Raw genomic sequence first — 22668 nt, forward strand, 5'->3', positions numbered from 1 at the left:
GTTCACCCCGATATGTACGGTGATGCAGCAGAAGCCGGAATCAAGCCCCGACTGACGAGATCCTGCAATGCCATCTGCATCGTCTGCATGCCGTATTGTTTACCCGTCTGCAGGACGGATTGAATCTGATATTCCTTACCGGTCCGAATCAAGTTCGAGACAGCTGGTGTATCGACCATGATCTCGAGTGCTGCGACGCGTCCTGAACCGTCCGAACGTGGCATTAAGCGTTGCGAGACGACGCCCGCGAGGACATTCGCGAGCTGAGCCCGAATTTGGTCTTGTTGCTCTGACGGGAAGACATCGATGATCCGGCTGACCGTCGAGGCAGCCGTTGACGTATGGACCGTTGCAAAGACGAGGTGACCCGTCTCTGCTGCCGTTACGGCGGTCGCGATCGTTTCAAGGTCTCGCATCTCTCCGAGCAAAATGACATCCGGATCTTGACGGAGCGCTGACCGTAACCCGGTTGCGAAGCGCGGTGCGTCAATTCCGATTTCTCGCTGATCGATTAGACTTTTATGATGACTATGTAAATACTCAATCGGATCCTCCAGCGTAATGATCCGTTTATACATCGTCTGATTGATTTCATTAATCATCGCTGCAAGCGTCGTCGATTTCCCGGAACCCGTCGGACCTGTCACGAGAATCAAGCCGTGTGGTTTCGTTAAGAATCGTTTTAAGACAGGCGGCAACGCTAACTGCTCAAGCGTTGGCACCTCGGTCGGAATCGTTCGAAACGCCATTGACAAAGCGCCTCGTTGGTAAAAACAGTTGACCCGGTACCGCGCGACACCGGTCACACCGAACGAAAAGTCGATGTCCCGGTCCTGTTTCAACTGTTGATACATCTCTTCCGTAATCAACGATTGGACAAATCCATCAATGATGATCGGTTTCATCTTCTCTGTTCCAAACGGTGTCAACGTTCCGTTGATCCGAAAGACGGGTGGTGATCCTGCCGTTAAGTGAACATCGGACGCTCCTCGTTCTTTTGACGAACGTAAAATGTCTTCGATTTGTGCCCGTTCGATCGTACTGTTCATTCTGAAATCACCGTCCGTAAAATCTCTTCTGTCGTCGTGATTCCGTCCGCGACCTTTGATAGACCATCTGCAAGCAGGAACCGTTGACCTTGTTCCTTGACGTACGCTGTAACATCACTTTCCGTCGATTGATTCATGATCATCCGGCGTAATACCTCGTCGACCATGATAACCTCTTGAATCGCAACCCGTCCGCGATACCCCGTCATATTACAAGACGAGCACCCACGTCCACGCATGACCGTCGTTGCTTCAATTCCTTCTTGATTAAATAATTCTTGCTCTCGTTTTGAAATCGGATGGACTTCGCCACAATCACGACAAACACGGCGAACGAGTCGTTGTGCAATCAATCCACTGACAGAAGCAGCTACGAGGAACGGTTCCACTCCCATGTCGATCAATCGCGTAATCGAACTAACGGCAGAGTTCGTGTGCAAAGTCGAAAGAACTAAGTGTCCTGTCAGCGAGGCACGAATCGAAATCTCAGCCGTCTCAATATCTCGAATCTCCCCGACCATGACGACGTTCGGATCCTGACGAAGGATCGAGCGAAGACCACTCGCAAACGTCAAACCAATCTTCGCATTGACTTGAACCTGGTTGATCCCATCGACCTGGTACTCGACCGGATCTTCGACAGTGATGATGTTGCGCGACTCGTCATTCAACTCATTTAAGGCGGCATACAACGTCGACGATTTCCCGGAACCGGTCGGACCAGTAATCAAGATAATCCCGTTCGGACGCTTCAACATCTCCCGGAACTGTGCTTCATTCCGCGAACTAAAACCGATTTTTGAAATCGAGATGTTCGAGTTCGAGCTGTCAAGAATCCGGATAACGACCTTTTCACCGTAAACGGTCGGCAAGGTCGAGACACGGAAATCATATGGTAATCCGTTAAAGACATATTTAATCCGTCCATCCTGTGGCAAGCGTGACTCGGTGATATCTAGTTCACTCATGACCTTGATCCGGGTCGTCAGAATGCTTTGGATCTGTTTCGGATAGTTGTTCTCCGTTCGTAATTCTCCATCAATCCGGATTCGGATCGTCATCGACGTTTCCTGTGGATCCATATGAATATCTGATGCACGCTGGGCAATCGCGTTCTCTAAAATTTGATTGACGAGCCGGATGATGGGTGCATCTTCGCGTGTCACGACATCACGGGATTGATCCGACTCCATCATGTCATCGGATTCGAGTAGCTCCCGTAACGACGAATCAATGTCGTAGTATTTCAGGATCGTTCGTCTGATTTCGTCACGCGTCGCGATTCCGACATCGATTGATAGACCGGTCTGCATCCGCAAATCATCGATCGCGATCAAATCCATCGGATCCGCCATAGCGATGAACAAACGATTTCCTTCCCGGTAGACCGGGACGAGTGTATGTCGCTGTGCGAGGTCTTTTGAGATCAGTTTCGTGACGGCGACGTCAACTGGATAGTTGTACAGCTGGATGATCGGAATCTTCAATTGGTGATGTAGCGCCTCTAGTAATTGTTGTTCCGTCAAGTGACCAAGTCGAAGGAGTGCATCCCCGAGTTTTTCGGTCGACCGTTTGACCGTCAACGCCTCTTCGACTTGTTGCTCCGTCACGAGGCTTTCTTCGATCAACATTTCCCCTAAACGTTTTCGTTTCATTGCCATTTAACGTGTCATCCTTCCGCGTGCCATGTTTCTTCTTCCTCTAACACATCCGGTTTTTGATGTTTTTCATCCATTACACTCGTCACTGCTGCCGTCAACAGACATAAGACGACAATTCCGACTAAAACGAGTGGGTTCGTAATCCAGTCGAGCTGGATGCTGAAGTAGATCAACGTCACGATCAAGATCGCCGCAACGGATAAAATCGCCTTTGTCGTCACAGTCGTCACGTAAGGGATCGTCACCGCAAACATCAGACCACAGATGATTGTCGCTAGACCGATGATGATACCGAGTTCAATTGCTATCGTCGTCCAGTTCATCTTGTTTCCTCCTTCTTATCCGACAGGTTCCCCTGTTGTTTCACCTTCTACTGGTGAAGCAGGATCACCCGTTTCATTACTATCAGGTGTATCGGGTGACGTCGGACTTGTCGGAGACGTTGGTGTATCTGGCGTCTCGACGCCATCTGTCTGCGGCTCATCCGTTGTTTGGTCATTATTTGTATCCGTTGAATCATTGGAATCATTCGTATCTGTCGAATCATCGGAGTTCGTGTCGTCTTCCGGTTCAGGTACGACGACAGGTGCTTGTTCTTCTTGACTACTCTTTGTGACGATTGCCGGGATGGCGCTGTAGAAATCAAGAGACAATAACTGCTTCTTCTCCCCTTGAGCCGTCTTCGTCACGCGATAGACTTCAATCGATTTCCCTTCTTCTCCCGCTTGTGTATCACTCGTCGTTCCTGCGGTGAGCGTTGCAGAATAACGTGTGATCGTCCGGAATGGAATCGTTTTTTCGCCTTCAAGGACGGTCGTGACCGTTTCTTTGAACGGTGTGCCTCGCAATTCAAGCGTGACATCGCTTCCGTTTTGGGTCGCAATGACACGATAGATGGATGCTTGTGTATTACGAACGGCAAAATCTGTTTTTTCGTCAATTTTGACATCGTATCCCAGTGTGACGCCGTCTGGTAATGCCGCATGCGGCATCCGTTCGACGATTTCAAATGGCGTTTTTGCAAACAATTCGTATAACTTGCTACCGACATACGATCCCGCGACTGCATCCATACCGTACGTCTTGACATTCATCAATTGTCCCGGCTTGATTTCCACATTCATCATTGCTGTGATCATCTGTTCTTCAGCAGCAGAACGCGTCGAGAACGAAACCGTTGAAACGACCTCACCTGTTGGATCGACTGCAGCATCCGATTGAGCAGGATCAAAGTTTCCTTCCTGTAACGTTTTGCTCGTATCGATTAACCATGTCTTAAAGGTAACGAGTTGCTCATCCGAGTAACTGATTGGCTGCGTCGCTAGAAAATTCTCAAGCGACGCTTCATCTACCGTCACCATCAAGTCTCCGCCTTTTTTCAAAGAAGCTTTTTTGACAGAATCAGCGGCGTTGATCGTCACGACTTCTGTTGGAATCGGTGTCGTCTCTTCTCCCGTTCCAGTCGTCAGCGGCGTTTTCTTCGTCCACTCCGTAATCGCTTTCTCAACTTTCGATTGTGCTTCCTTTCGATCCATGCCACTGACTGGAACCGATCCAATCCGTGCCGTCTCAGAAAACGTCGTAGGTGCCGTTGCTTTACCGGTAAAGGAAATCAAGGCAAACGATGGTACGTAAATCAGAGCTATTAGTACAAGGAGTAAAAGTGTATGTATAACAAAACGCTTCGGATTAATCATCATCTGTTTCCTTTCTGTATGAATTTAATCATTTCAGGTGCCTAGTATTTCCATTATAATGAATATTATGATGAAACATAAGTCCTATCCTGACAAATCCTTTCATGATCTGTGAATAGGTGCTGTTTTTGATTTTCTAGAAAATCATTTAGGATCTTTCATCCTCATCTATCATGAAGTAGAGGTGAATCCATGCAACGCGAGCAAGGCGGTTTTTCGCTAATCGAAGTATTAGTCAGTATTACGATCTTATCTATCATATCGGTCTCTCTGATCAGCATTTTTTCTCAGTCACTAGCTGCCTCACGCGACAGTACAGAGTTGACGTTTGCGAATTATTTGGCAAAAAACGCAACCTCTTATATCAAGCGAGAAGCTTTAGAAGCGACAAGTGATGAACCCTTCGCCTTCAGTTCTCTATCTACACAGGCAGACAAAGCTACTTATCTGAATGGAAATTATGTCATTCCAGAGCCTACGTCTCCTTCTTGTGAACTATCGGCTATTTGCTCATCAATCTTTACTAATCCTGAAATCAATAATATTGCCTTTGAAGTCAAATACAGCGTGACTCCTCGGAAACTCGAAGGAGTCGTTAATCCGAATCTTCTGGACCTCCATGTATTCGTTTACATAGAAGGAACAACTGAACCGATTACATCATTGAAAGGATCGATTACGAATGCGACGCTCAATCAAAGTTTTCCGACAACAAAATGACGGCTTCTCGCTCGTCGAACTACTCGTCGCCATCGTCATCGCCTCGATTTTCAGTGCTGTCATCCTGACGGTATTCATCTCTGGTACGAAAAGCTTTCGGGCAACAGGAATCATCAGTGAACTGCGTAGTGAAGCTGATAGCCGCGTCGGTATCATATTAAATGAAATCGGTGGATTTGATGCAATCCGAATCGATGAAGCAAAACAGCTATCGTTTTATAAAAGAACACTTCCTGTCTTAAACGCCGACACCGGTCTACTTGAACGCGCCAGTGGATTTGAACCTTTTAACGCAACAGAAGAAGCATCTTCTTCAGAGAAGGAAGTGACACCAGTTCGTTATACGTTCGCAGAACAAACTTTAGACAGCACCGAACTAACGTACGAATCGACACCACAGTCGATCGACGACCAAACGGAATTACTTCAAACTTTTAAGTTATCGAGTCCCGAGTATCAAACCATTACATCAGGAACATATCCGGGGCGCTATGTCATTCACGGGATTTTAACGATTACAACTACGATTCAATCGACAGATCAAGAAGAAGTCCAGACCTTCACGAGTACGATTGGATTTTAACTCAGAAAGGAACACGGTATGCGTAAATCCGAACAAGGCTATACATTACTTTTCGTTCTTGTGACTTTAACCGTCCTGTCCGTTCTCGCTGTTGCGACGATTGGCATCAGTTTACAGTCAACTCGCCTAACCGAAATCCGCGAGACGGATATCGATGTCGAGACGACGACACAAAATGATCTTGATTTAGCAGTCGCCTCCCTCCAAAACATTGTTTCAAAGACGACCGGGACTTCACCAACGACTTCTTCTCAAGCATTGTTTGAGAATCTCGACAGTTCTATCGTCTTACCTTTAAAAACAATCGTTCCGAACGTGACCGTCAAGCTAAATGAAGCCGCATCGAACGTTCGTGTCAAAGCGCTTGATTTAACAGCGACAGTTTCAAAACAAAAAGGCGATCAGCCGGCAATCAAAAAAACGTATCGACAACGTGTTTATTTGTCTGCGATTCCTAGTTTTTTGTACTATACGTTAGGTTCAGATGATCAAGTCATCTTAAATGGCGCTCCCTTGATCGAAGGTAATATTTTTTCCCGCAACGCTCTGCAAGCAACTGCGACCCCGATATTTAAATACAACGACGAGGATGGAATCTTCACTAATACAAAAGCACTTCCTTATATCGCAGGTCAGGTACGCGTTTTTCAAGAGAAGAATCAGCCATTACTGAAGTGCGGAGATTACCTTGTGTGTGATAAAACGATTTTTGATCCTAAAGGTGAGACAGAATTAGTATCAACGAAAGAAACACTCGTTCCGTTCGATTTCGATTATGCGTTGAACGATTTTCTGAAACTACCGGTGAATACGCCTCTTACACAAGTCGCGTCTACATTAAAAAATTCCTCGATTCCGCAGTCTATACTAACAGGACCTTTTTTAACAGAACTTGATACGAAGCGACAAATGATTAGTCCAGCATTAAACACAGGTAATACCGTGACGTTGACAGATGATCTTGTTCAGGAAACACTCGAACCTTTAATCATTAACGGGAATTTAACAATTTCTTCTTTGAACCCTTTGACCCAACCGCTTGAAATCAAGCGTCCTCTCGTCGTTCTTGGCAACTTACTGATTCGAGGAAATGTTGGGTTTGCAACGACGATTTATGCGACCGGGACGAGTCGCCTGGATGACGCAAACATTCAAGGGCTGACTTCAACAGCTAAACAAAATACATTGATTTTACTCAGTAAAGGAAATCTCGTTATTAACCGCGTCAATAAATTTTCGACGCCTCAAACGACTACACCTGATTTAAATGCCTTTCTATATAGTGATGACAATCAAAAAAATACGATTTACTCTGTAGGTTCGACGATGAATGTACGCGGTGGCATTTTTACGAAGGGTAATCTAGAAGTCAACGCCTATCGTGGAAAATTGGATTTACCAGAAAATGCGTTTCCTGCAAACGTAAGAGAACTCGAAAAACTGATGGTCGCTAACAAATCATCTGACTTTGAAGCATCCCGTCTACGCATGGCGTATGATGCGACGGTATTAAAAAATCCAACCGCATTACTTCCACTCAATCGAGCAGTTCAATTGTATGTCGAAACACCAAAGCGCGTTCAACCGTAACACACATAAAAAAGAGTCATTCGTCTCAGGCGAATGACTCTTTTTTCTAGAATTTTGTTGCTCGATATTCCTTAGCGAGCTTTTTCACCTTTTTGCTTTCTACCGTTGCTCCGTTCTGTTCTAACATGGCGTACAAATCTTTTCGATTTTGTTTGACCGTTTCATAGACCGGTTTCTCTTTCCCACGATTCGAATCAGCTCCTGCTTCTAACAACAGTTCAATCGCTGCCTCATTTTGATCTAGTGTCGCATAAAAGAGTGGTGTATGACCAAAGTCATCGATCCGATTGAGCTCTTTTTTCGACGCTTTTTTTATCAAAAGAGCATACGCATCAATCGATCGATTCACACTCGTTGCAACATGAAGAACCGACTGACCTTGTGCATTCAATTGGCTGATTTTTGCACCTTCTGCCAACCATTCAGCGACCGTGCTACGTGGCGCGAACTGCGCCGTATAAAACCAGTTCGCTTTATTTTTTACGGTCTGCTCATCAAGAAGGAGGTTTGCTTTGTCAAAAGCGAGTGTTTCCTGGAAGCGACGGATGTAACGATTTTTCTCCTTTGTTGATAAAGAAGTATCTTTTAATGCGTTCGCAAGTCGTTCTGGTTTTTCTGAACGCAGTCCTTGTTCCAGTGCTGCTTGTTGATTTGATTTCGTAACATATATCGCTCCCCCGATTCCAATGATGATTAAAATCAAGAGGACGACAATTATTCGTCTGCGTTTCATATATAGCGTCCCCACTTCTTAATAAACATCTCCATCCAAGTCTGATGTTCCTGACTCAGAACCGATCGTCACCTTGAATGTCGTCGTTAGTGGTGTTTTTTGATTGTCTTTCATGACTTCGAACACATCTTTATTTTCTTTTAATGCTGTTACCTTGATACGTGCTACACCTGGACGAAGTGGTTGTAGCGCTTGTCCTGTTGGATCAATTTTGACGTATTCCTTACCCTGAAGCACTTCCAACCGATAGAAGCGTTCCGTCGTCGTCACTGGGAACCAGCGCAGAATCGGTGATTTCTTATCATCCTTCATCGTCATCGCGATATCATCGGCTGTCAGATTAAGTGGGTTCTCGCGTACCCGTACGAGCGTCTTCGCGACTGTATCTGGGAAATCCGTCAATGTGAGTAACGCTTCGACCGGACCGTTTGGTGTGCCAGTTTTACCCGTGATCGTATAACCCGATGCCGTCTGTTTCAATTCAATTGCATTACTAACAGTTGAAGTCGTAAATGGTAATGGATAGTTCGGATTGAATGTCGCCGTTACATCTTGATTCGATCCAACCCACAGTTCCAGATTACTTGGGGAAACGGATAATTCCGGCAACTTGACTTGAATCGTATACGTCGTTGATTGGGCAAGATAAGTCGAGCTTCCAGCTGTCGCAGGTACGACCGCTTTGACCGTGACTATGCCTGGTGTCTTTCCTGTCAACTCCAACGTATTCTTAGTTAAGCCACTTGTCGTAACACGCGAATCGTTCGTTATGATCCATTGAATCGGCGTGTTGCTTCCCGATACCATCGAAGCGATTCCTGTCATTGATTTTGTTTCGCCGACATATAACGTATCTGGCACGTTTCGGACGATGAGTCCTCCGAACACATCATTGATGACGAGTTCAGAAGTCGCCGTCAACTCCTTACCGTTTCCGACTGGTACGACAAGTTTAATCTGTGTCGTCCCGACTTTTTTCGGTTTAATGACACCAGCTTCATCGATGGATGCGATTTCTGAATCTACGATTGACCATTTTAACGTGCCGTACTGACTACCTATAGGACTGATTTCTGGTAAAACTTTATATGATGGTGTCGTGATATCCATCTTGACGGACGGAATTTTCGCACTTGTCGCATAGGATGGTGTCAGTGCATAACCAATCGTCGGAAAAGCTTGTGGATCATTGGTGACAGTTGTTGATTTATCTTTTCCGTTCTTTTTATCTCGGTAGACGTTTTTCGTTGATGTCAGCGTATTATCTTTTTTATCAAGTACATGAACTCCTGCATTATCTTTGGCACGTACTTTGACAGTGAATGTTACTTCTGATTGATCTGCGATCCATTCACCCTTATGAACACCTGAAATCGCCTCATCGTATTCGATATCCGGGAGTCTCCCTTTAATCGTCTGTCCTGTAATATTCGCTCCAGTCAGACCAGTCGTTGATAAGATTTCAAGATTACTTGGAAATTGTTCGTTGAACAGGATATTTTCCATCGTCACCGAGAATTGTCCCATGATGTATCCGTTGTTACCAATGGCATCCTTTTGCATCATTGGAGACGTTTTGACGATGTAGGTGATATCCGCTGTTTCCCCTTTTGGAATCGTAGCTGGATCAATCGAGCGTGACAGGACGAAAGGCATAGATGCAGCCGGACGAACGACTTGAACCGTTCGTGTCTCAATTGTTTTGGCACCTCGTTGATCCTCTGCTTCAATACGGATCGTCACGCTCGTTTTTCCTTTGAGCTTTGAATCGAACGATTGACTGACGAACGAGTTATTTTTCAATTTATTGTTTTCAAAAACTTTCTCATCATCAATGTAGATGCGCGTCTTTAACTCACGATCTTGTAGGTCGTAGTCGTTGACTTGATACGAGATAGTCAACGGTTCGTTCTCGAGGTAACTTGATTTATCCGTTGGTAAGATGTTCTTGATGAGCGGCTTATGGTTCGCACCAATGAACGCTCGGTACATCGTGTTTGAGAATAGTTCTTTTTCTTGTTGTTGATTGAAGCTCGAAGTATGCCCTGCTCCTGAATACGTAACGTTTCCTTTGGTATACATATAATAGTGGTTGCGTGCATCACCAATTGTTCTTCCGGCAGCCTGATTCGAACTACTGAGGTTGTTTTCACGGATGTTATACCATGGAATCAAGTCCGGTTGTTCAAGATCCAGACCAAAGTATTGATTGTGTGTCGTTGCGATAGCAACCGTATCAGCTAAGGCAAATGGATAAGAAGTCATGACGCCCGCATTTTGTTTGACTGCTTGACCCGATGTTCGAGGTGCCGCGTACCCCATGTTCGTAAAGTTCTTTTGACCTGCGAGATCCGCAAACTTTGTTTCCCAGAATAGCTCTGGTTTGCTGGATTGTGCCGGTCTAAAGATCGTATCATGTGTCAACATCAATCCTTGCCCCGTATTCGTGAAGTTAAGAATAGCATCTGATGCAGGGTCACTGAGTGAAGCTGCACCATACGAATCTTGAAAACCGAAGATTAGCATATCATAGGATGTATTTATATTTTTACTGGCATACGTTTTGTTAAACGTGTCCGCAGAAATGACTTCTACATTAAAGTCATATAACCCATCTTGTTTTAGTAAAGTTCCTGAGTTCATAAAACCGTTGATTGAACCGGTCGTTCCGGAACGCGTGACTTGTAAAATTTTTGCTTTAGCTTCTTGGTCCTGCATTAAAAAGCTTCCCATTTTATAATCCGTCAGTCCATCTTCACTTACGAGTCGAATCATCCAATTGCGTGGTCCCGTATAGCTTGGTGCATCAAAGCGATACGATACTGAACCAGAAACCGTAGCTACTTTCTCATCGACTTTCTCCGACTCATCGAATTGGTCGTTACTATTAAAGTCAATATACAACTGGACACGTGTATTAGCCGTAGTTTGATCAAGCGTAAAATTAAAATCAATTGGTTTATCTGGTGAAGCCGGTGCTGCTTTATCCACCGATGTTAACGATTGACCAGCCTGCGAAACCGCTACCTTGCTTAAACGAGGTCGTTCAATTTTTTCGGATTGTAATCGGGAGACGACCTGTTTTGAATCCGTATAGGCAATCGCAGCACCAGACGTCATGCTTGGCTTAAAAATCGAAGTGAAATTACTCGTTGCATGTGTTAACACATCAGCGTGTAAAAAGACGGGTAATCCTTTTTGAATATAGTTCGTCAAAATCTCATTCGCTTTTAACTTCGTAATATCATTCTCAATTTTACTCGTATTATGTTTTTTGGATGTATCAGATACTGTAATCGAATAACGGTCTGTTCCAGTAAAAATAGATGGATCAAAAACGATCGCATCAAATGCGCCATCAAGTGGAAAACGAGACGCATTCAACTCTTTGACCGTCATCATCTTGATTTCGTATTGACTAGTATTCAAGTCTTTTAACAGTGACAACGATGTAATGGTCGTTCCCGGGTCAATCCGGTTCGTCGTCGACCAGTCATCTCGAATCTCTAAAATCTTAAACTTTTCACCCGTTGCCGCTTTGGAATGTGGCTCATGTATATACGTAAAACTTGAAAAAATCAGTAAGATGGCTAAGGCTAGACGGACCCACTGTTTCATCACTTATCGTCTCCTCATCGTGTCATTGAGATATGGGACTATACTCCCCCATTTCATTATAACGAGAGAATGCGGATTTTCCCTATTTTGTAAAAATGGAAGCGTGATAATGCCGCACTTCACTAATGAAATAGAGTGATCCCGTCACGACGTATGTCCGGTCCATCTCTAATTGATCGAAGAACGCTTCGACCGTCGTCACATTGGCGCCTTCTTGCTGCAACTCCTCTATCGTCCGCGCTCGTGGAAAATCAAACGTCGTCTCATAAATATCTGGAGTAATGCTACGTAACTGTATTAGCATCGCCGTCCGGTCTTTGTCACGCAAAATCGAACAGAGTAACGTCACGGGTTTTGATTCTTCCTTTAAGCGTTCAACAAGTGCCGTGATGCCTTCCGGATTATGTGCACCATCGAGAATGATCCGTGGTTTGCGCGAGATGATCTCAAACCGTCCCGGATGTTTTGCCTCCCGTAATCCTTTTCGGATTGCCGCTTTCGACCACCCAAGTCGCCGCGCACAAATGACGGCATTCGCCGCATTATGGACTTGATGATGACCTTCGAGCCCTAAGCGTGTCTCTGGTATTCCATCATACGTCGCCCAGGTCCCCGTCTCTTTTAAGCGGTAACGAATGATGGCTTCCTGACTCCATTTCAACGTCGCATTCCGGTCCCCGCAATACGCCATTAACGGCACGGTCAGCTCTTCCTGCAGTTTTCCGGCGATGACCGGTGTTCCTTGTTTGATGATGCCGAACTTTTGTAAAGCAATCTCTTGGAGCGTATCTCCGAGAATCGCTTGGTGATCGTGCCCGATTGACGTGATGATCGCGGCGACCGGCTTCTTGAAGACGTTCGTCGAATCATACAGTCCACCGAGACCGACTTCATAGATGACGAAATCGGGACGAATCTGATCAAAATAATAGAAGGCAAGTCCTGTTAATGCCTCGAACTCAGTGACCGTACCGAGTGCCGGATCGATGCGCCCGATGGCCGCTTGAACAGCGATCGCAGATGCGACGAGATCGTCTTCTGCAATCGGTATCCCATTCAACATGATCCGTTCCTCGAACTGAATGATATACGGCGACGTAAACGTCCCGATTCGTAATCCTTCCGCAATTCCCATCTCACGTAAGAACGCAACCGTCGATCCTTTTCCGTTCGTGCCAGCGACATGAATCGTCGGAATCGCGTCTGGGTCAATCTGTAATTCCAGTAACATCGCCTGCATCCGTTCAAGACCCGGTTTGACGCCGAATGCTAGTAAGCTCGATAACCATTCCAATACATCTTCTCGCGTCCTCATGCTGTTCGCTCCTTTAAAAAAAGTGGCTCAAGGAGACTTGAGCCACTGCTGTAATTAGTGTGAGAGTTCGTTGATACGTGCTTCGACAGCTTGACGTTTTTCCGTATAATCAAGTGCCTTCGCTTTTTCTTCATCAATGACATGTGCTGGTGCTTTGCCGACGAAGCCAGGGTTGTTGAGTTTTTTCTCGACCCGTTCGACTTCTTTCGTATACTTGACGAGTTCTTTATTCAAGCGCGCGATTTCTTCCTCGATGTTGATCAAGTCCGCGAGTGGGATGAACAATTCTGCTCCCGTTACAATCGCACTCATTGCTTTTTCTGGCGCCGGCATCTGTTCTTCAATCCGGAGTTCAGACGCGTTCGTGAACTTTTGCAAGTAAGAGCTGTTTGACGACAAGTCGTCTTGAACACGTGCGTCATTCGTCGAGATGAACAGTTGGATCTGTTTCGACATCGGTGCGTTCACTTCCGCGCGGATGTTACGAACCGAACGGATGACGTTCTGAACTGCTTCGAATGCTGGAACAGCTTCCGGGAAGTCGAGTGATGCCTCGCGTGTTGGCCATGCAGCACGTGTGATCGTCTCACCTTCATGCGGTAAGTGTTGCCAGATTTCTTCCGTGATGAACGGCATGAATGGATGCATCAGACGCATGATCCGGTCGAGCGTATAGGCAAGAACCGAACGCGTCGTCTGCTTCGCTGCTTCATCTTCCCCGTTGAGCGGTAATTTCGCCATCTCGATGTACCAGTTACAGAAGTCTTCCCAGATGAAGTGATAGAGAATACGTCCCGCTTCACCAAACTCATATTTGTCCGACAGACGCGTCACATCGTCGATCGTCGTCTGTAAGCGTGTCAAGATCCATTTATCTGCGAGTGACTTCTCACCTGTCAAATCGATCTGATCAAACGTTAGACCATCCATGTTCATCAAGGCAAAACGGCTTGCGTTCCACAGTTTGTTCGAGAAGTTCCATGTTGCTTCGATCTTTTCCCAGTAGAAGCGGAGATCGTTCCCTGGCGTTGATCCTGTCGTTAAGAACCAACGGAGTGAATCGGCACCATACTTCTCGATGACATCCATCGGGTCGATCCCGTTACCGAGTGATTTTGACATCTTGCGTCCTTCCGAATCACGAATCAATCCGTGGATCAAGACGTCTTGGAATGGACGTTGTCCTGTAAATTCATACGATTGGAAGATCATCCGTGATACCCAGAAAGCGATGATGTCATAACCCGTAACGAGTGTTGATGTCGGGAAGTATTTTTGATAATCGGCTGCGTCCGTGTTCGGCCACCCCATCGTTGAGAACGGCCAAAGCGCTGAAGAAAACCACGTATCAAGAACATCGTTGTCTTGCTCCCAGTTCTCGATATCGGCTGGTGCTTCCTTACCAACGTAGACTTCGCCTGTTTCTTTATGGTACCAAGCCGGAATCCGGTGTCCCCACCAGAGTTGACGGCTGACACACCAGTCACGGATGTTTTCCATCCAGCGCACATACGTGTTCTCAAAGCGTTGTGGAACGAAGTTGACCTTGTCTGGTCCTTGTTGTTCCTCGAGTGCTTTTTGCGCGAGTGGTTCCATTTTGACGAACCATTGGAGTGAAAGATACGGCTCAACGATCGCGTCTGAACGCTCCGAGTGACCGACAGAGTGCAAGTGTGGTTCGATTTTGATTAGAACACCTTCTGCTTTTAAATCTTCAACGATTTGTTTTCGGCATTCGAAACGATCCATGCCTTCGTATTTCCCTGCGTTCTCGTTCATCGTTCCATCTTCATTCATGACGAGGACACGTGGTAACTCGTGACGGTTACCGACTTCGAAGTCGTTCGGGTCGTGTGCTGGTGTAATCTTAACGACACCTGTACCGAACTCCATGTCGACATAGTCATCGGCAACAATCGGAATCTCGCGACCAACGATTGGTAACGTGATTGTTTTTCCGACGAGGTGAGCATAACGCTCATCCTTCGGGTTCACGGCGATCGCTGTATCACCGAGCATCGTCTCAGGACGTGTCGTCGCTAGTTCAACGTGACCTGAACCGTCCGTTAGTGGATAGCTGAAGTGATAGAACGCACCTTCGATATCCTTGTAGATTACTTCGATATCCGAGATCGCTGTTTTCGTCGCTGGGTCCCAGTTAACGATGTATTCGCCGCGGTAGATTAAGCCTTTTTCGTAAAGTTTCACGAAGACTTCTTGAACCGCTTCTGACAATCCTTCGTCAAGCGTGAAGCGTTCACGCGAATAATCGAGTCCGAGACCTAGTTTTGCCCATTGTGCACGGATCGTTGACGCGTACTCTTCTTTCCATGCCCATGATTGCTCGAGGAATTTCTCACGACCCATTTCAAGGCGTGATTGTCCTTCTGCCCGCAGTTTTTGTTCGACTTTTGCTTGCGTCGCGATACCGGCATGATCCATTCCTGGTAGGTAAAGGACGTCGAACCCTTGCATCCGCTTCATCCGTGTCAGCATGTCTTGTAACGTCGTGTCCCACGCGTGACCAAGGTGCAATTTACCTGTGACGTTCGGTGGTGGAATGACGATCGTATATGGCTCTTTCTCTGGATCCTGATCGGCTTTGAAATAGTCACCTTTCACCCAAAAGTCGTACCATTTTTCTTCCGTTGCCTGCGGATCATACTTCGTTGGCATTGATAATTCCTGCATCCTGATCGCTCCCTTTTTGTCCATAATAAAAACGGCTTCTCTCGTCCTATGCTAAGGACGAAAGAAAGCCGTTGCTTTTTTCCGCGGTACCACCTTAGTTCATCCAAAATCGGATGCCCTCGAGCCACGTAACGTGTGGAGGACGGATATCGCTCGTAAGACTCACGATACCAGCTCGTGGGGTGACCTTCCTCCTGTTCGCCCGTCACATCTTTCAGCCAAGGATGTGTTCTCTACGCCGGTACAAATACAGGACTACTCTTCCCGTCATCGCTGTTGCCATTTTCTTCTTTACTCATTTTAGCCGAGAGTTCAAGTAATCGTCAAGAACTGCTTAACGACCAAATTCAACTTGGAGTTCTTGGAACGTCAATTCGACGGCTTCGATCGTCCGCTCGATGTCTTCGTCCGTATGGGCGATCGACAGGAAGAGACCTTCGAATTGTGACGGTGGTAAGAAGACACCACGCGCCGCCATCTTTTGATAATACGAACGGAACATCTCAAGGTTCGACGTTTTCGCTTTTTCGAAGTTCGTGACACGTTCATCCGTGAAGAAGACACCGAACATCGCGCCTGCACGGTTCGTCGTCAGCGGAATGTTATATTTCGCTGCAGCGTTCAGGTAGCCTTCTGACAGACGGCTCGCTTTCCGGTCGAACTCTTCATAGTGTTCTGGTTTCAATTGTGTCAGTGTCGCTAGACCAGCTGCCATCGCGAGTGGGTTCCCGGATAACGTACCCGCTTGATAGATTGGACCTTGTGGTGCGATCTGTTCCATGATGTCGCGACGTCCGCCGTAAGCACCGACTGGCATTCCTCCGCCGATGACTTTACCGAGACACGTGATGTCCGGTGTGACACCGAAATGTCCTTGTGCACAGTGGAATCCGACACGGAAACCAGTCATGACTTCGTCGAAGATCAATAAGGCGCCGTTTTCCGACGTGATTTCCCGTAAGCCTTCGAGGAATCCCGGTTCTGGTGGCACGAAGCCCATGTTCCCAGCAGCCGGTTCGACGATGACACCCGCGATATCGTCGCCATGTTTTTCAAAGGCAATCCGAACAGCGTCTAAATCGTTATAAGGAACCGTAAGTGTCATGCTCGCGATTTGCGCTGGAACGCCTGGTGAATCCGGTAGTCCGAGTGTCGCGACACCTGACCCTGCTTTGATCAAGAGCGAGTCGCCGTGACCGTGGTAACAGCCTTCGAATTTGAGGATTTTCGTCCGACCTGTATAGCCGCGTGCGAGACGAAGGGCAGCCATCGTCGCTTCTGTCCCTGAGTTGACCATCCGGACGACTTCGACTGACGGCACCCGACTAATGACGACTTCCGCCATCGCTGATTCGATTTCCGTTGGTGTCCCGTAGCTCCAGCCACGTGTCGCTTGTTCTTGGATCGCTGACGTGACGATTGGATCGGCATGGCCGAGAATCATCGGTCCCCATGACAAGACGTAATCGATATATTCTTTACCATCGATATCATAGAGCTTTGAGCCTTTTGCGTGATCCGCAAAGATCGGTGTCATCCCGACCGATTTATAAGCACGAACCGGGCTGTTGACGCCACCCGGCATGAGCGGGAGCGCCCGCTCGAATGCTTCTTTTGATTTTGAGTTCTGATTAATTAAGCTCATTTCGACCCCTCCAGGTAACGACAAATGTCTTTTGCGAAATAGGTGATGATTAAATCAGCGCCTGCTCGTTTAAAGCCAAGCATCGTCTCAAGGACGATTCGTTCTTCATCGATCCAGCCGTTCAAGGCAGCGGCTTTGACCATGGCATACTCACCCGATACGTTATAGGCGACGATTGGTAAATCGATTCGCTCGCGCACATCACGAATGATATCCATGAACGCAAGTGCAGGTTTGACGATCATGAAGTCAGCTCCTTGATCGACGTCCGCTGTTGCTTCGCGGAACGCTTCGCGACGGTTTGCTGGATCCATTTGATAACCTTTCCGGTCGCCTTCTCCCGGTGCCGAATTCGCTGCATCACGGAATGGACCGTAATAAGCAGACGCATATTTAACGCCATAGCTCATGACCGGAATATGGCTGAAGCCGTTCTCGTCTAAGCCTTGACGAATCGCTGCGACGAATCCGTCCATCATTGATGATGGAGCGATGACGTCGGCACCCGCTCGAGCTTGTGAGATCGCTGTCTTGACGTGAAGCGGTAATGACGCATCATTATCGACCGTACCGTCAGCGACAATCCCACAGTGACCTGTCGACGTATATTCACATAAGCATGTGTCGGCGATGACCGTTAGCTGCGGGGCAACCTTCTTGACGAGACGTGTCGCTTCTTGAACGATCCCATGATCGTGAAACGCACCTGATCCTTGCTCGTCTTTCAAGTGGTCATGCGGAACACCGAATAAGATAACAGATTCGATTCCGAGTGCGACGACTTCTTCAATCTCAGCCGTCAAGTGATCGAGTGATAAGTTGAAGACGCCAGGCATCGAGCTGACTTCGCGTTTGATATCTTCGCCTTCAGCGACGAAAATCGGATAAATCAAATCTGATTTATGCAATTGATTCTCGCGGACGAGTGACCGGAGTGATGCGGTATGACGCAAACGACGGTGACGTGCGTATTCTAATGTGTTCATGCTGATTCCTCCTCAATGATACGATCAATCATGCCGTCTACCGTGAATTCACGGGCGACATGGATCGGTTGAAGTCCGGCTGCTTTTGCTGCTTGCTCCGTAATCGTCCCAATGACGATGAACGTCGTCTGTGGGGATAATGGAGCAATCGCTTCGACAGCGGAAGGACTCTGCAGTCCAATATAGGCGGCAGTTCTGACAAGTGCTTCAGGTAGCCGACGGGTGACGGTTTCATACGTGATGATATCTTCGACCGTATATCGATTCAGGTTTCGTAACTGATCGACCGGTGCTTGCCGCGATCGGTTCCCTCGTGCAAAGACGATATGATCGCCGTCAGACAAGTGTGGTCCGAGTTCTGCGACGAGTGCGTCTCCTGTAAAGGTCGACGGACAGAAGTCTGCTGTTCGACCGTACTTCGCAAGTGCGTCTGCCGTCTTTCGTCCGACGACCGCGATACGCGTTTCTGCTAATTCAGGCAACGCATCAGCAATCCGGTGGACACCATTCGGACTCGTCACGATGAGCCAATCAATTCCCTTCGGCAATGTAAACGAAACCGGTCGCGTTTCAATGACAGGATAATGCACTGACTCGATCGCGACGGCGCGCAGTCGCGCCATCTGCTCGGTCGTCGGTGGTCGGCTGCCCGTGAAGAGTACCTGCTTACAAGTCATCCGGAAGTGTCGCGAGAATCTCACGACCGCCCGAAGCAAGCAGACGTTCGGCAACATCTTGACCGAGTTGCATCGGGTCTAGACCTGATTCGCGCTCGAGTAGGATTTGCTCTCCATCGACGGATCCAATGAATCCGACGAGTGTCGTTGACATGTCTTCGTTGATCGTTGCAAATCCACCGACCGGAACGTGACAACTACCTTCGATCGCAGCTAAGAAAGCGCGCTCTGCGTAAGCTACTTTTTCTGTCATCTGATCATGGATCAGGTGCAAGAGATCACGTACTTCTTGGTCATGTTCGCGACATTCGATACCGAGGATTCCTTGACCGACGGCTGGAATCATGTCATCTGTCGAGAGATATTCCGAGACGACGTCTTCAGACCAACCCATCCGTTGTAGACCAGCTGCTGCGAGTAGGATCCCGTCAAACGGACCATTCTTTAATTTATCGAGTCGTGTGTCGATGTTTCCGCGAATCGATTCGATTTTTAAATCAGGGCGGAGTTTTAGCAATTGCGACCCACGACGTAAGCTACTCGTGCCGACAACCGCACCTTCCGGCAAGGAAGCAAGACCTTCGCCTGTTTTCGTGATCAAGGCATCACGCGCATCGACACGCGCTGGTGTTGCACCGATGATGAGACCGTCCGGTAATTCAGAAGGTAGATCCTTCATGCTGTGAACGGCAAAATCGATTTCTTCGTCAATCATCTGTTGCTCGATCTCTTTTACGAATAATCCTTTACCGCCGACTTTCGAGAGCGTCACATCCAAAATACGGTCCCCTTTTGTGATGATGTTCTTGATTTCGAACTCATACGGCGCGCCGGCTTGTTTCAACTGGTCAATGACCCATTTCGTCTGTGTCATCGCTAGCTTCGAGCTTCGCGATCCAACAATGATTTTTCGCATGCTAAAATCCCCCTGTACAATGATAAAGGGGCGGCACAAGTCCGCCCCATGCATTTTCTATTGTAACACAAATCGTGCTTTGTTCACCGGTTCACAGCTTTTGCGGAAGGTGCCGTCTCTTCTGATGTCATGACGTCATCTTCGAGCCCTTCAAACAAGTCTTCGTTTAATGCAAACGTATCCATGAACTGCGCAATCCGCTCATCGGCATCTGGCTTCGCTGCCGCATCTTTAATATAAGACAACGGTTCACGCAACAACTGGTTGATGATTGATTTCATGTGTTTGCCAATGACGGTTTTTTCACGTTTCGACATCTCCGGTAATTTCCGTTCCAAGCTTTGCATCGTTTCTTGTTGAATCCGTAACGCCTGGTCTCGTAATTCCGTGATGATCGGTACGACACCAAGTGTCGTCATCCAACCTTCGAACTCAGCGATTGCCGCTTCAATCCGTTGTTCGATCTTCGCCGCTTCCTTCATCCGTTCCGCCATGTTTTGTTGGACAATCGATGTCAAATCATCGACATCATACAAATGAACACCTGGCAAGTCACCGACGGTCGGTTCAATGTCGCGTGGTACGGCGATATCGATCAAGAGGAATGGACGATCGTGCCGGAACAACTGTGCAGCCGCGATGTCTTCGCGTTTGATGATGGCACGTTTTGCACCCGTTGAAGAGATGACGATGTCTGCCCGAAGCAAACCGCACTGCATCTCGTTAATCGAATGTGCCGATCCTTCGAACCGATTCGCGACCTCTTCTGCTTTAGCTAACGTCCGGTTAAAGACCGTGATATCGCGTGCCCCTGCTTCATATAGGTTAAGCGTCGTCAATTCGCCAGTTTCTCCCGCACCGATGACGACGATTGATTTATCTTCAAGCGATCCGAGTAACTGTTCGGCAAGCGTGACAGCAGCAGCACTGACAGAAACGGCATTTTCACCGATTCCAGTTTCTGCGTGAGCCCGTTTGGCGAGCGTGACCGCTTCTTTGAAGAGTTTATTGAAAACCGTTCCTGTCGTTTCAAGCTTTTGCGCCATGAAGAAGCTTGTCTTGACTTGACCAAGAATCTGCGTTTCACCGACGATCATCGAATCAAGCCCACTTGTCACGCGGAACAGATGCTTCATCGCATCAAACCCTTCATGAATGAAGAGATACGGCTCGAGTTCCTCCATCGTCAATCCGAACCAGTTTGCAAGGAAACGTTTCGTATAATACCGTCCTGTATGTGGCTGATCCGTCACGACGTACAGTTCCGTCCGATTACATGTCGAGACGATGACACTTTCAAAAATACTTTTTTCATCGCGCAATGCGACGACCGCTCCCTTCATCTCATGCTCCCCAAATGAGACTTGTTCGCGTATTGATACAGGCGCTGTTTTGTTATTCAAGCCGACCACTACGATATGCATGCGCTCTACCCCTTACGTCCAAAGATTTCGTTCCGATCTATCTTTTCGTTCTCTATCCTACATTATAACCATTATAAAAAAGATTCCAATCAATTTATAAACTAAAATGAGTCGAAGTTGTGAAATCTTCTTCATTTTTTCTCTTCTTCTACCTTATCCCTCTCTCATGAAAATCACAAACCCTCTGCTCCTAAAAAGAGCAGAGGGTTACACTTTACTTCAAGGATTCAGGTGATACCGTCACGTCCGGTACGTCGAGACGTTGCTGACGTAAACGATAGATCCGAGCGATATTCTGAATGACGACCTTTGAGACCGCATAGGTCGGTACGGCTAGGATCACACCAATGATGCCGCCGATCTTTCCGGCGACAAGTAAGACGATGATGATCGTCAACGGATGAACCTTGAGTGTCTTTCCTTGGACATAAGGAGAAATCAAGTTCGACTCGATTTGCTGCGCGACGACGATCGTGATGATCGCATAGACGGCTTTGATCGGATCATCGATGAACCCGACGATGACCGCCGGTACGGCACCGATGTAGGGACCAAGATACGGAATGATGTTCGTGACCGTACAGAATAAGGCAAGCAGTAACGCATATTGAATATCTGCGATGAAGAAGCCAATCAATGACATGAGACCGACACAGATCGAGACGATGACCTGTCCATTGACATAATGCTTCACTGTCACGTGCATGTCGTGCAAGATTTTACGCGTTTCTGTTTCATAGCTTTTCGGCAACAGCTTCACGACGGAATCCGGAAACTTATAGCCGTCAAGCAACATGTAAACTAAGATGAACGGCACTAAGACGATGATTAAGACGGTCGAAGAGATGACACCGAAAATCGTTCCGACAGACGTCGAGACAGACTTAAAGACTGTACCGATATACGATGTTGCTTCATTCGTCCACTTGTCAAACAAGTCCGTGTTCTCGTGAACCCATGTCGAGATGAATCGGTTGTTCATCAATTGATCGCGTAAATTTAACGTCTGATCACGCAATTCAACGACGAGTGTCGGAATGCTCGTCGCAAAATCCGTCACCTGTTCGACTAAGATGGGTCCGATTGATGCAACCGCAATCGTCAGGATCGAAATGAAACCAAGCAAGACGATTAGCACGGCAAGACCACGCTTCTTGACTCGTTTTTGTAGTGCGTCCACAATGCCAAGCGTAAAGTAATAGAAGATCCCTGCGATGATCAATGGCGGGAAGATCAAGGCTAACATGACACGAATTGGCTGGAATAAAAATGAAATTTTCGTTCCAACCCAGATGACGAGAAAAATCACTAATATCCAGATTAATGCTTTAAACCACTTGTTTCGTAACAACTCCACCTAACT

General features: G+C 47.2%; 17 protein-coding genes and 1 other annotated feature. Of the genes, 3 read left to right on the forward strand and 14 right to left on the reverse strand.

The window, feature by feature from the left end:
* Nucleotides 1-2: 2 nt before the first annotated feature.
* From KNQ09_RS08295 to KNQ09_RS08310, 4 genes are read right to left on the reverse strand one after another with little or no spacing between them, the layout of a single operon-like run.
* Nucleotides 3-1049: a type IV pilus twitching motility protein PilT gene (locus tag KNQ09_RS08295; RefSeq protein ID WP_214858109.1), complete on the reverse strand. Its 1047-nt coding sequence runs from the start codon at nucleotides 1047-1049 to the stop codon at nucleotides 3-5.
* Nucleotides 1046-2710, reverse strand: coding sequence for a GspE/PulE family protein (locus KNQ09_RS08300; RefSeq protein WP_214858111.1), 1665 nt, complete (start codon nucleotides 2708-2710; stop codon nucleotides 1046-1048). Before KNQ09_RS08300 ends, KNQ09_RS08295 begins: the two co-directional genes overlap by 4 nt.
* An 8-nt stretch (nucleotides 2711-2718) precedes the next feature.
* Nucleotides 2719-3033 carry a hypothetical protein gene (locus KNQ09_RS08305; RefSeq protein WP_029342268.1) on the reverse strand — a complete coding sequence of 105 codons (315 nt, stop codon included), beginning with the start codon at nucleotides 3031-3033 and terminating at the stop codon, nucleotides 2719-2721.
* Nucleotides 3034-3048: 15 nt separating this feature from the next.
* Entirely contained in the window at nucleotides 3049-4245 is a 1197-nt protein-coding gene (locus KNQ09_RS08310; protein ID WP_251138115.1) for a G5 domain-containing protein, read from the reverse strand.
* 354 nt (nucleotides 4246-4599) lie between these two features.
* On the opposite strand from KNQ09_RS08310, the gene KNQ09_RS08315 reads away from it, so the two are divergent.
* The 3 genes from KNQ09_RS08315 to KNQ09_RS08325 are packed head-to-tail and all read left to right on the forward strand — an operon-like array spanning nucleotide 4600 to nucleotide 7300.
* Nucleotides 4600-5127: a prepilin-type N-terminal cleavage/methylation domain-containing protein gene (locus tag KNQ09_RS08315; protein WP_214727454.1), complete on the forward strand. Its 528-nt coding sequence runs from the start codon at nucleotides 4600-4602 to the stop codon at nucleotides 5125-5127.
* On the forward strand, nucleotides 5090-5710 hold the full coding sequence (locus KNQ09_RS08320) for a prepilin-type N-terminal cleavage/methylation domain-containing protein (protein ID WP_029342271.1): 621 nt from the start codon (nucleotides 5090-5092) through the stop codon (nucleotides 5708-5710). Before KNQ09_RS08315 ends, KNQ09_RS08320 begins: the two co-directional genes overlap by 38 nt.
* An 18-nt stretch (nucleotides 5711-5728) precedes the next feature.
* Nucleotides 5729-7300, forward strand: a complete 1572-nt coding sequence (locus KNQ09_RS08325) for a type IV pilus modification PilV family protein (protein WP_214807567.1) — start codon at nucleotides 5729-5731, stop codon at nucleotides 7298-7300.
* Between the two features lie 46 nt (nucleotides 7301-7346).
* On the opposite strand, the gene KNQ09_RS08330 is transcribed toward KNQ09_RS08325, so the two are convergent.
* The 10 genes from KNQ09_RS08330 to KNQ09_RS08375 all read right to left on the reverse strand — a co-directional run bounded on the left by KNQ09_RS08330 (nucleotide 7347) and on the right by KNQ09_RS08375 (nucleotide 22662).
* Nucleotides 7347-8033 (reverse strand): ankyrin repeat domain-containing protein, encoded by a 687-nt coding sequence (locus tag KNQ09_RS08330; RefSeq protein ID WP_214858115.1) that lies wholly within the window; start codon nucleotides 8031-8033, stop codon nucleotides 7347-7349.
* An 18-nt stretch (nucleotides 8034-8051) separates the two neighbouring features.
* The gene (locus KNQ09_RS08335) at nucleotides 8052-11651 is read right to left on the reverse strand and encodes a GEVED domain-containing protein (protein WP_214858117.1); all 3600 of its coding nucleotides are present in this window, start codon (nucleotides 11649-11651) and stop codon (nucleotides 8052-8054) included.
* A gap of 82 nt (nucleotides 11652-11733) precedes the next feature.
* A complete protein-coding gene (locus KNQ09_RS08340; protein WP_214858119.1) occupies nucleotides 11734-12966 on the reverse strand; it encodes a bifunctional folylpolyglutamate synthase/dihydrofolate synthase in 1233 nt (410 codons plus the stop codon).
* A 54-nt stretch (nucleotides 12967-13020) separates the two neighbouring features.
* Entirely contained in the window at nucleotides 13021-15657 is a 2637-nt protein-coding gene (locus tag KNQ09_RS08345) for a valine--tRNA ligase (RefSeq protein WP_035396608.1), read from the reverse strand.
* Nucleotides 15658-15707: 50 nt separating this feature from the next.
* Nucleotides 15708-15937 (reverse strand) — a binding site (T-box leader).
* 54 nt (nucleotides 15938-15991) lie between these two features.
* Nucleotides 15992-17302 carry a glutamate-1-semialdehyde 2,1-aminomutase gene (gene hemL / locus KNQ09_RS08350; protein ID WP_023468969.1) on the reverse strand — a complete coding sequence of 437 codons (1311 nt, stop codon included), beginning with the start codon at nucleotides 17300-17302 and terminating at the stop codon, nucleotides 15992-15994.
* Entirely contained in the window at nucleotides 17299-18288 is a 990-nt protein-coding gene (gene hemB, locus KNQ09_RS08355; RefSeq protein WP_023468970.1) for a porphobilinogen synthase, read from the reverse strand. The genes hemL and hemB overlap by 4 nt, the downstream gene beginning before the upstream one ends.
* The gene (locus tag KNQ09_RS08360) at nucleotides 18285-18965 is read right to left on the reverse strand and encodes a uroporphyrinogen-III synthase (protein ID WP_214858121.1); all 681 of its coding nucleotides are present in this window, start codon (nucleotides 18963-18965) and stop codon (nucleotides 18285-18287) included. The genes hemB and KNQ09_RS08360 overlap by 4 nt, the downstream gene beginning before the upstream one ends.
* Nucleotides 18955-19881: a hydroxymethylbilane synthase gene (hemC, locus tag KNQ09_RS08365; RefSeq protein ID WP_023468972.1), complete on the reverse strand. Its 927-nt coding sequence runs from the start codon at nucleotides 19879-19881 to the stop codon at nucleotides 18955-18957. Before hemC ends, KNQ09_RS08360 begins: the two co-directional genes overlap by 11 nt.
* An 83-nt stretch (nucleotides 19882-19964) precedes the next feature.
* Complete coding sequence (hemA, locus tag KNQ09_RS08370; RefSeq protein ID WP_050677617.1) at nucleotides 19965-21305, reverse strand: glutamyl-tRNA reductase; 1341 nt, start codon at nucleotides 21303-21305, stop codon at nucleotides 19965-19967.
* Between the two features lie 214 nt (nucleotides 21306-21519).
* Nucleotides 21520-22662, reverse strand: coding sequence for an AI-2E family transporter (locus KNQ09_RS08375; protein WP_214858124.1), 1143 nt, complete (start codon nucleotides 22660-22662; stop codon nucleotides 21520-21522).
* Between the last annotated feature and the right edge of the window lie 6 nt (nucleotides 22663-22668).

Origin of the sequence: Exiguobacterium sp. s191 (assembly GCF_018618955.1) — a bacterium.
GTDB lineage: Bacteria > Bacillota > Bacilli > Exiguobacteriales > Exiguobacteriaceae > Exiguobacterium_A > Exiguobacterium_A abrahamii.

Bases quoted from the DNA above. Each gene is read 5' to 3' on its own strand.
- KNQ09_RS08295 (WP_214858109.1), bottom strand. From the start codon at position 1,049: ATGAACAGTACGATCGAACGGGCACAAATCGAAGACATTTTACGTTCG.
- KNQ09_RS08300 (WP_214858111.1), bottom strand. From the start codon at position 2,710: ATGGCAATGAAACGAAAACGTTTAGGGGAAATGTTGATCGAAGAAAGC.
- KNQ09_RS08305 (WP_029342268.1), bottom strand. From the start codon at position 3,033: ATGAACTGGACGACGATAGCAATTGAACTCGGTATCATCATCGGTCTA.
- KNQ09_RS08310 (WP_251138115.1), bottom strand. From the start codon at position 4,245: ATGGATCGAAAGGAAGCACAATCGAAAGTTGAGAAAGCGATTACGGAG.
- KNQ09_RS08315 (WP_214727454.1), top strand. From the start codon at position 4,600: ATGCAACGCGAGCAAGGCGGTTTTTCGCTAATCGAAGTATTAGTCAGT.
- KNQ09_RS08320 (WP_029342271.1), top strand. From the start codon at position 5,090: ATGCGACGCTCAATCAAAGTTTTCCGACAACAAAATGACGGCTTCTCG.
- KNQ09_RS08325 (WP_214807567.1), top strand. From the start codon at position 5,729: ATGCGTAAATCCGAACAAGGCTATACATTACTTTTCGTTCTTGTGACT.
- KNQ09_RS08330 (WP_214858115.1), bottom strand. From the start codon at position 8,033: ATGAAACGCAGACGAATAATTGTCGTCCTCTTGATTTTAATCATCATT.
- KNQ09_RS08335 (WP_214858117.1), bottom strand. From the start codon at position 11,651: ATGAAACAGTGGGTCCGTCTAGCCTTAGCCATCTTACTGATTTTTTCA.
- KNQ09_RS08340 (WP_214858119.1), bottom strand. From the start codon at position 12,966: ATGAGGACGCGAGAAGATGTATTGGAATGGTTATCGAGCTTACTAGCA.
- KNQ09_RS08345 (WP_035396608.1), bottom strand. From the start codon at position 15,657: ATGCAGGAATTATCAATGCCAACGAAGTATGATCCGCAGGCAACGGAA.
- hemL (WP_023468969.1), bottom strand. From the start codon at position 17,302: ATGAGCTTAATTAATCAGAACTCAAAATCAAAAGAAGCATTCGAGCGG.
- hemB (WP_023468970.1), bottom strand. From the start codon at position 18,288: ATGAACACATTAGAATACGCACGTCACCGTCGTTTGCGTCATACCGCA.
- KNQ09_RS08360 (WP_214858121.1), bottom strand. From the start codon at position 18,965: ATGACTTGTAAGCAGGTACTCTTCACGGGCAGCCGACCACCGACGACC.
- hemC (WP_023468972.1), bottom strand. From the start codon at position 19,881: ATGCGAAAAATCATTGTTGGATCGCGAAGCTCGAAGCTAGCGATGACA.
- hemA (WP_050677617.1), bottom strand. From the start codon at position 21,305: ATGCATATCGTAGTGGTCGGCTTGAATAACAAAACAGCGCCTGTATCA.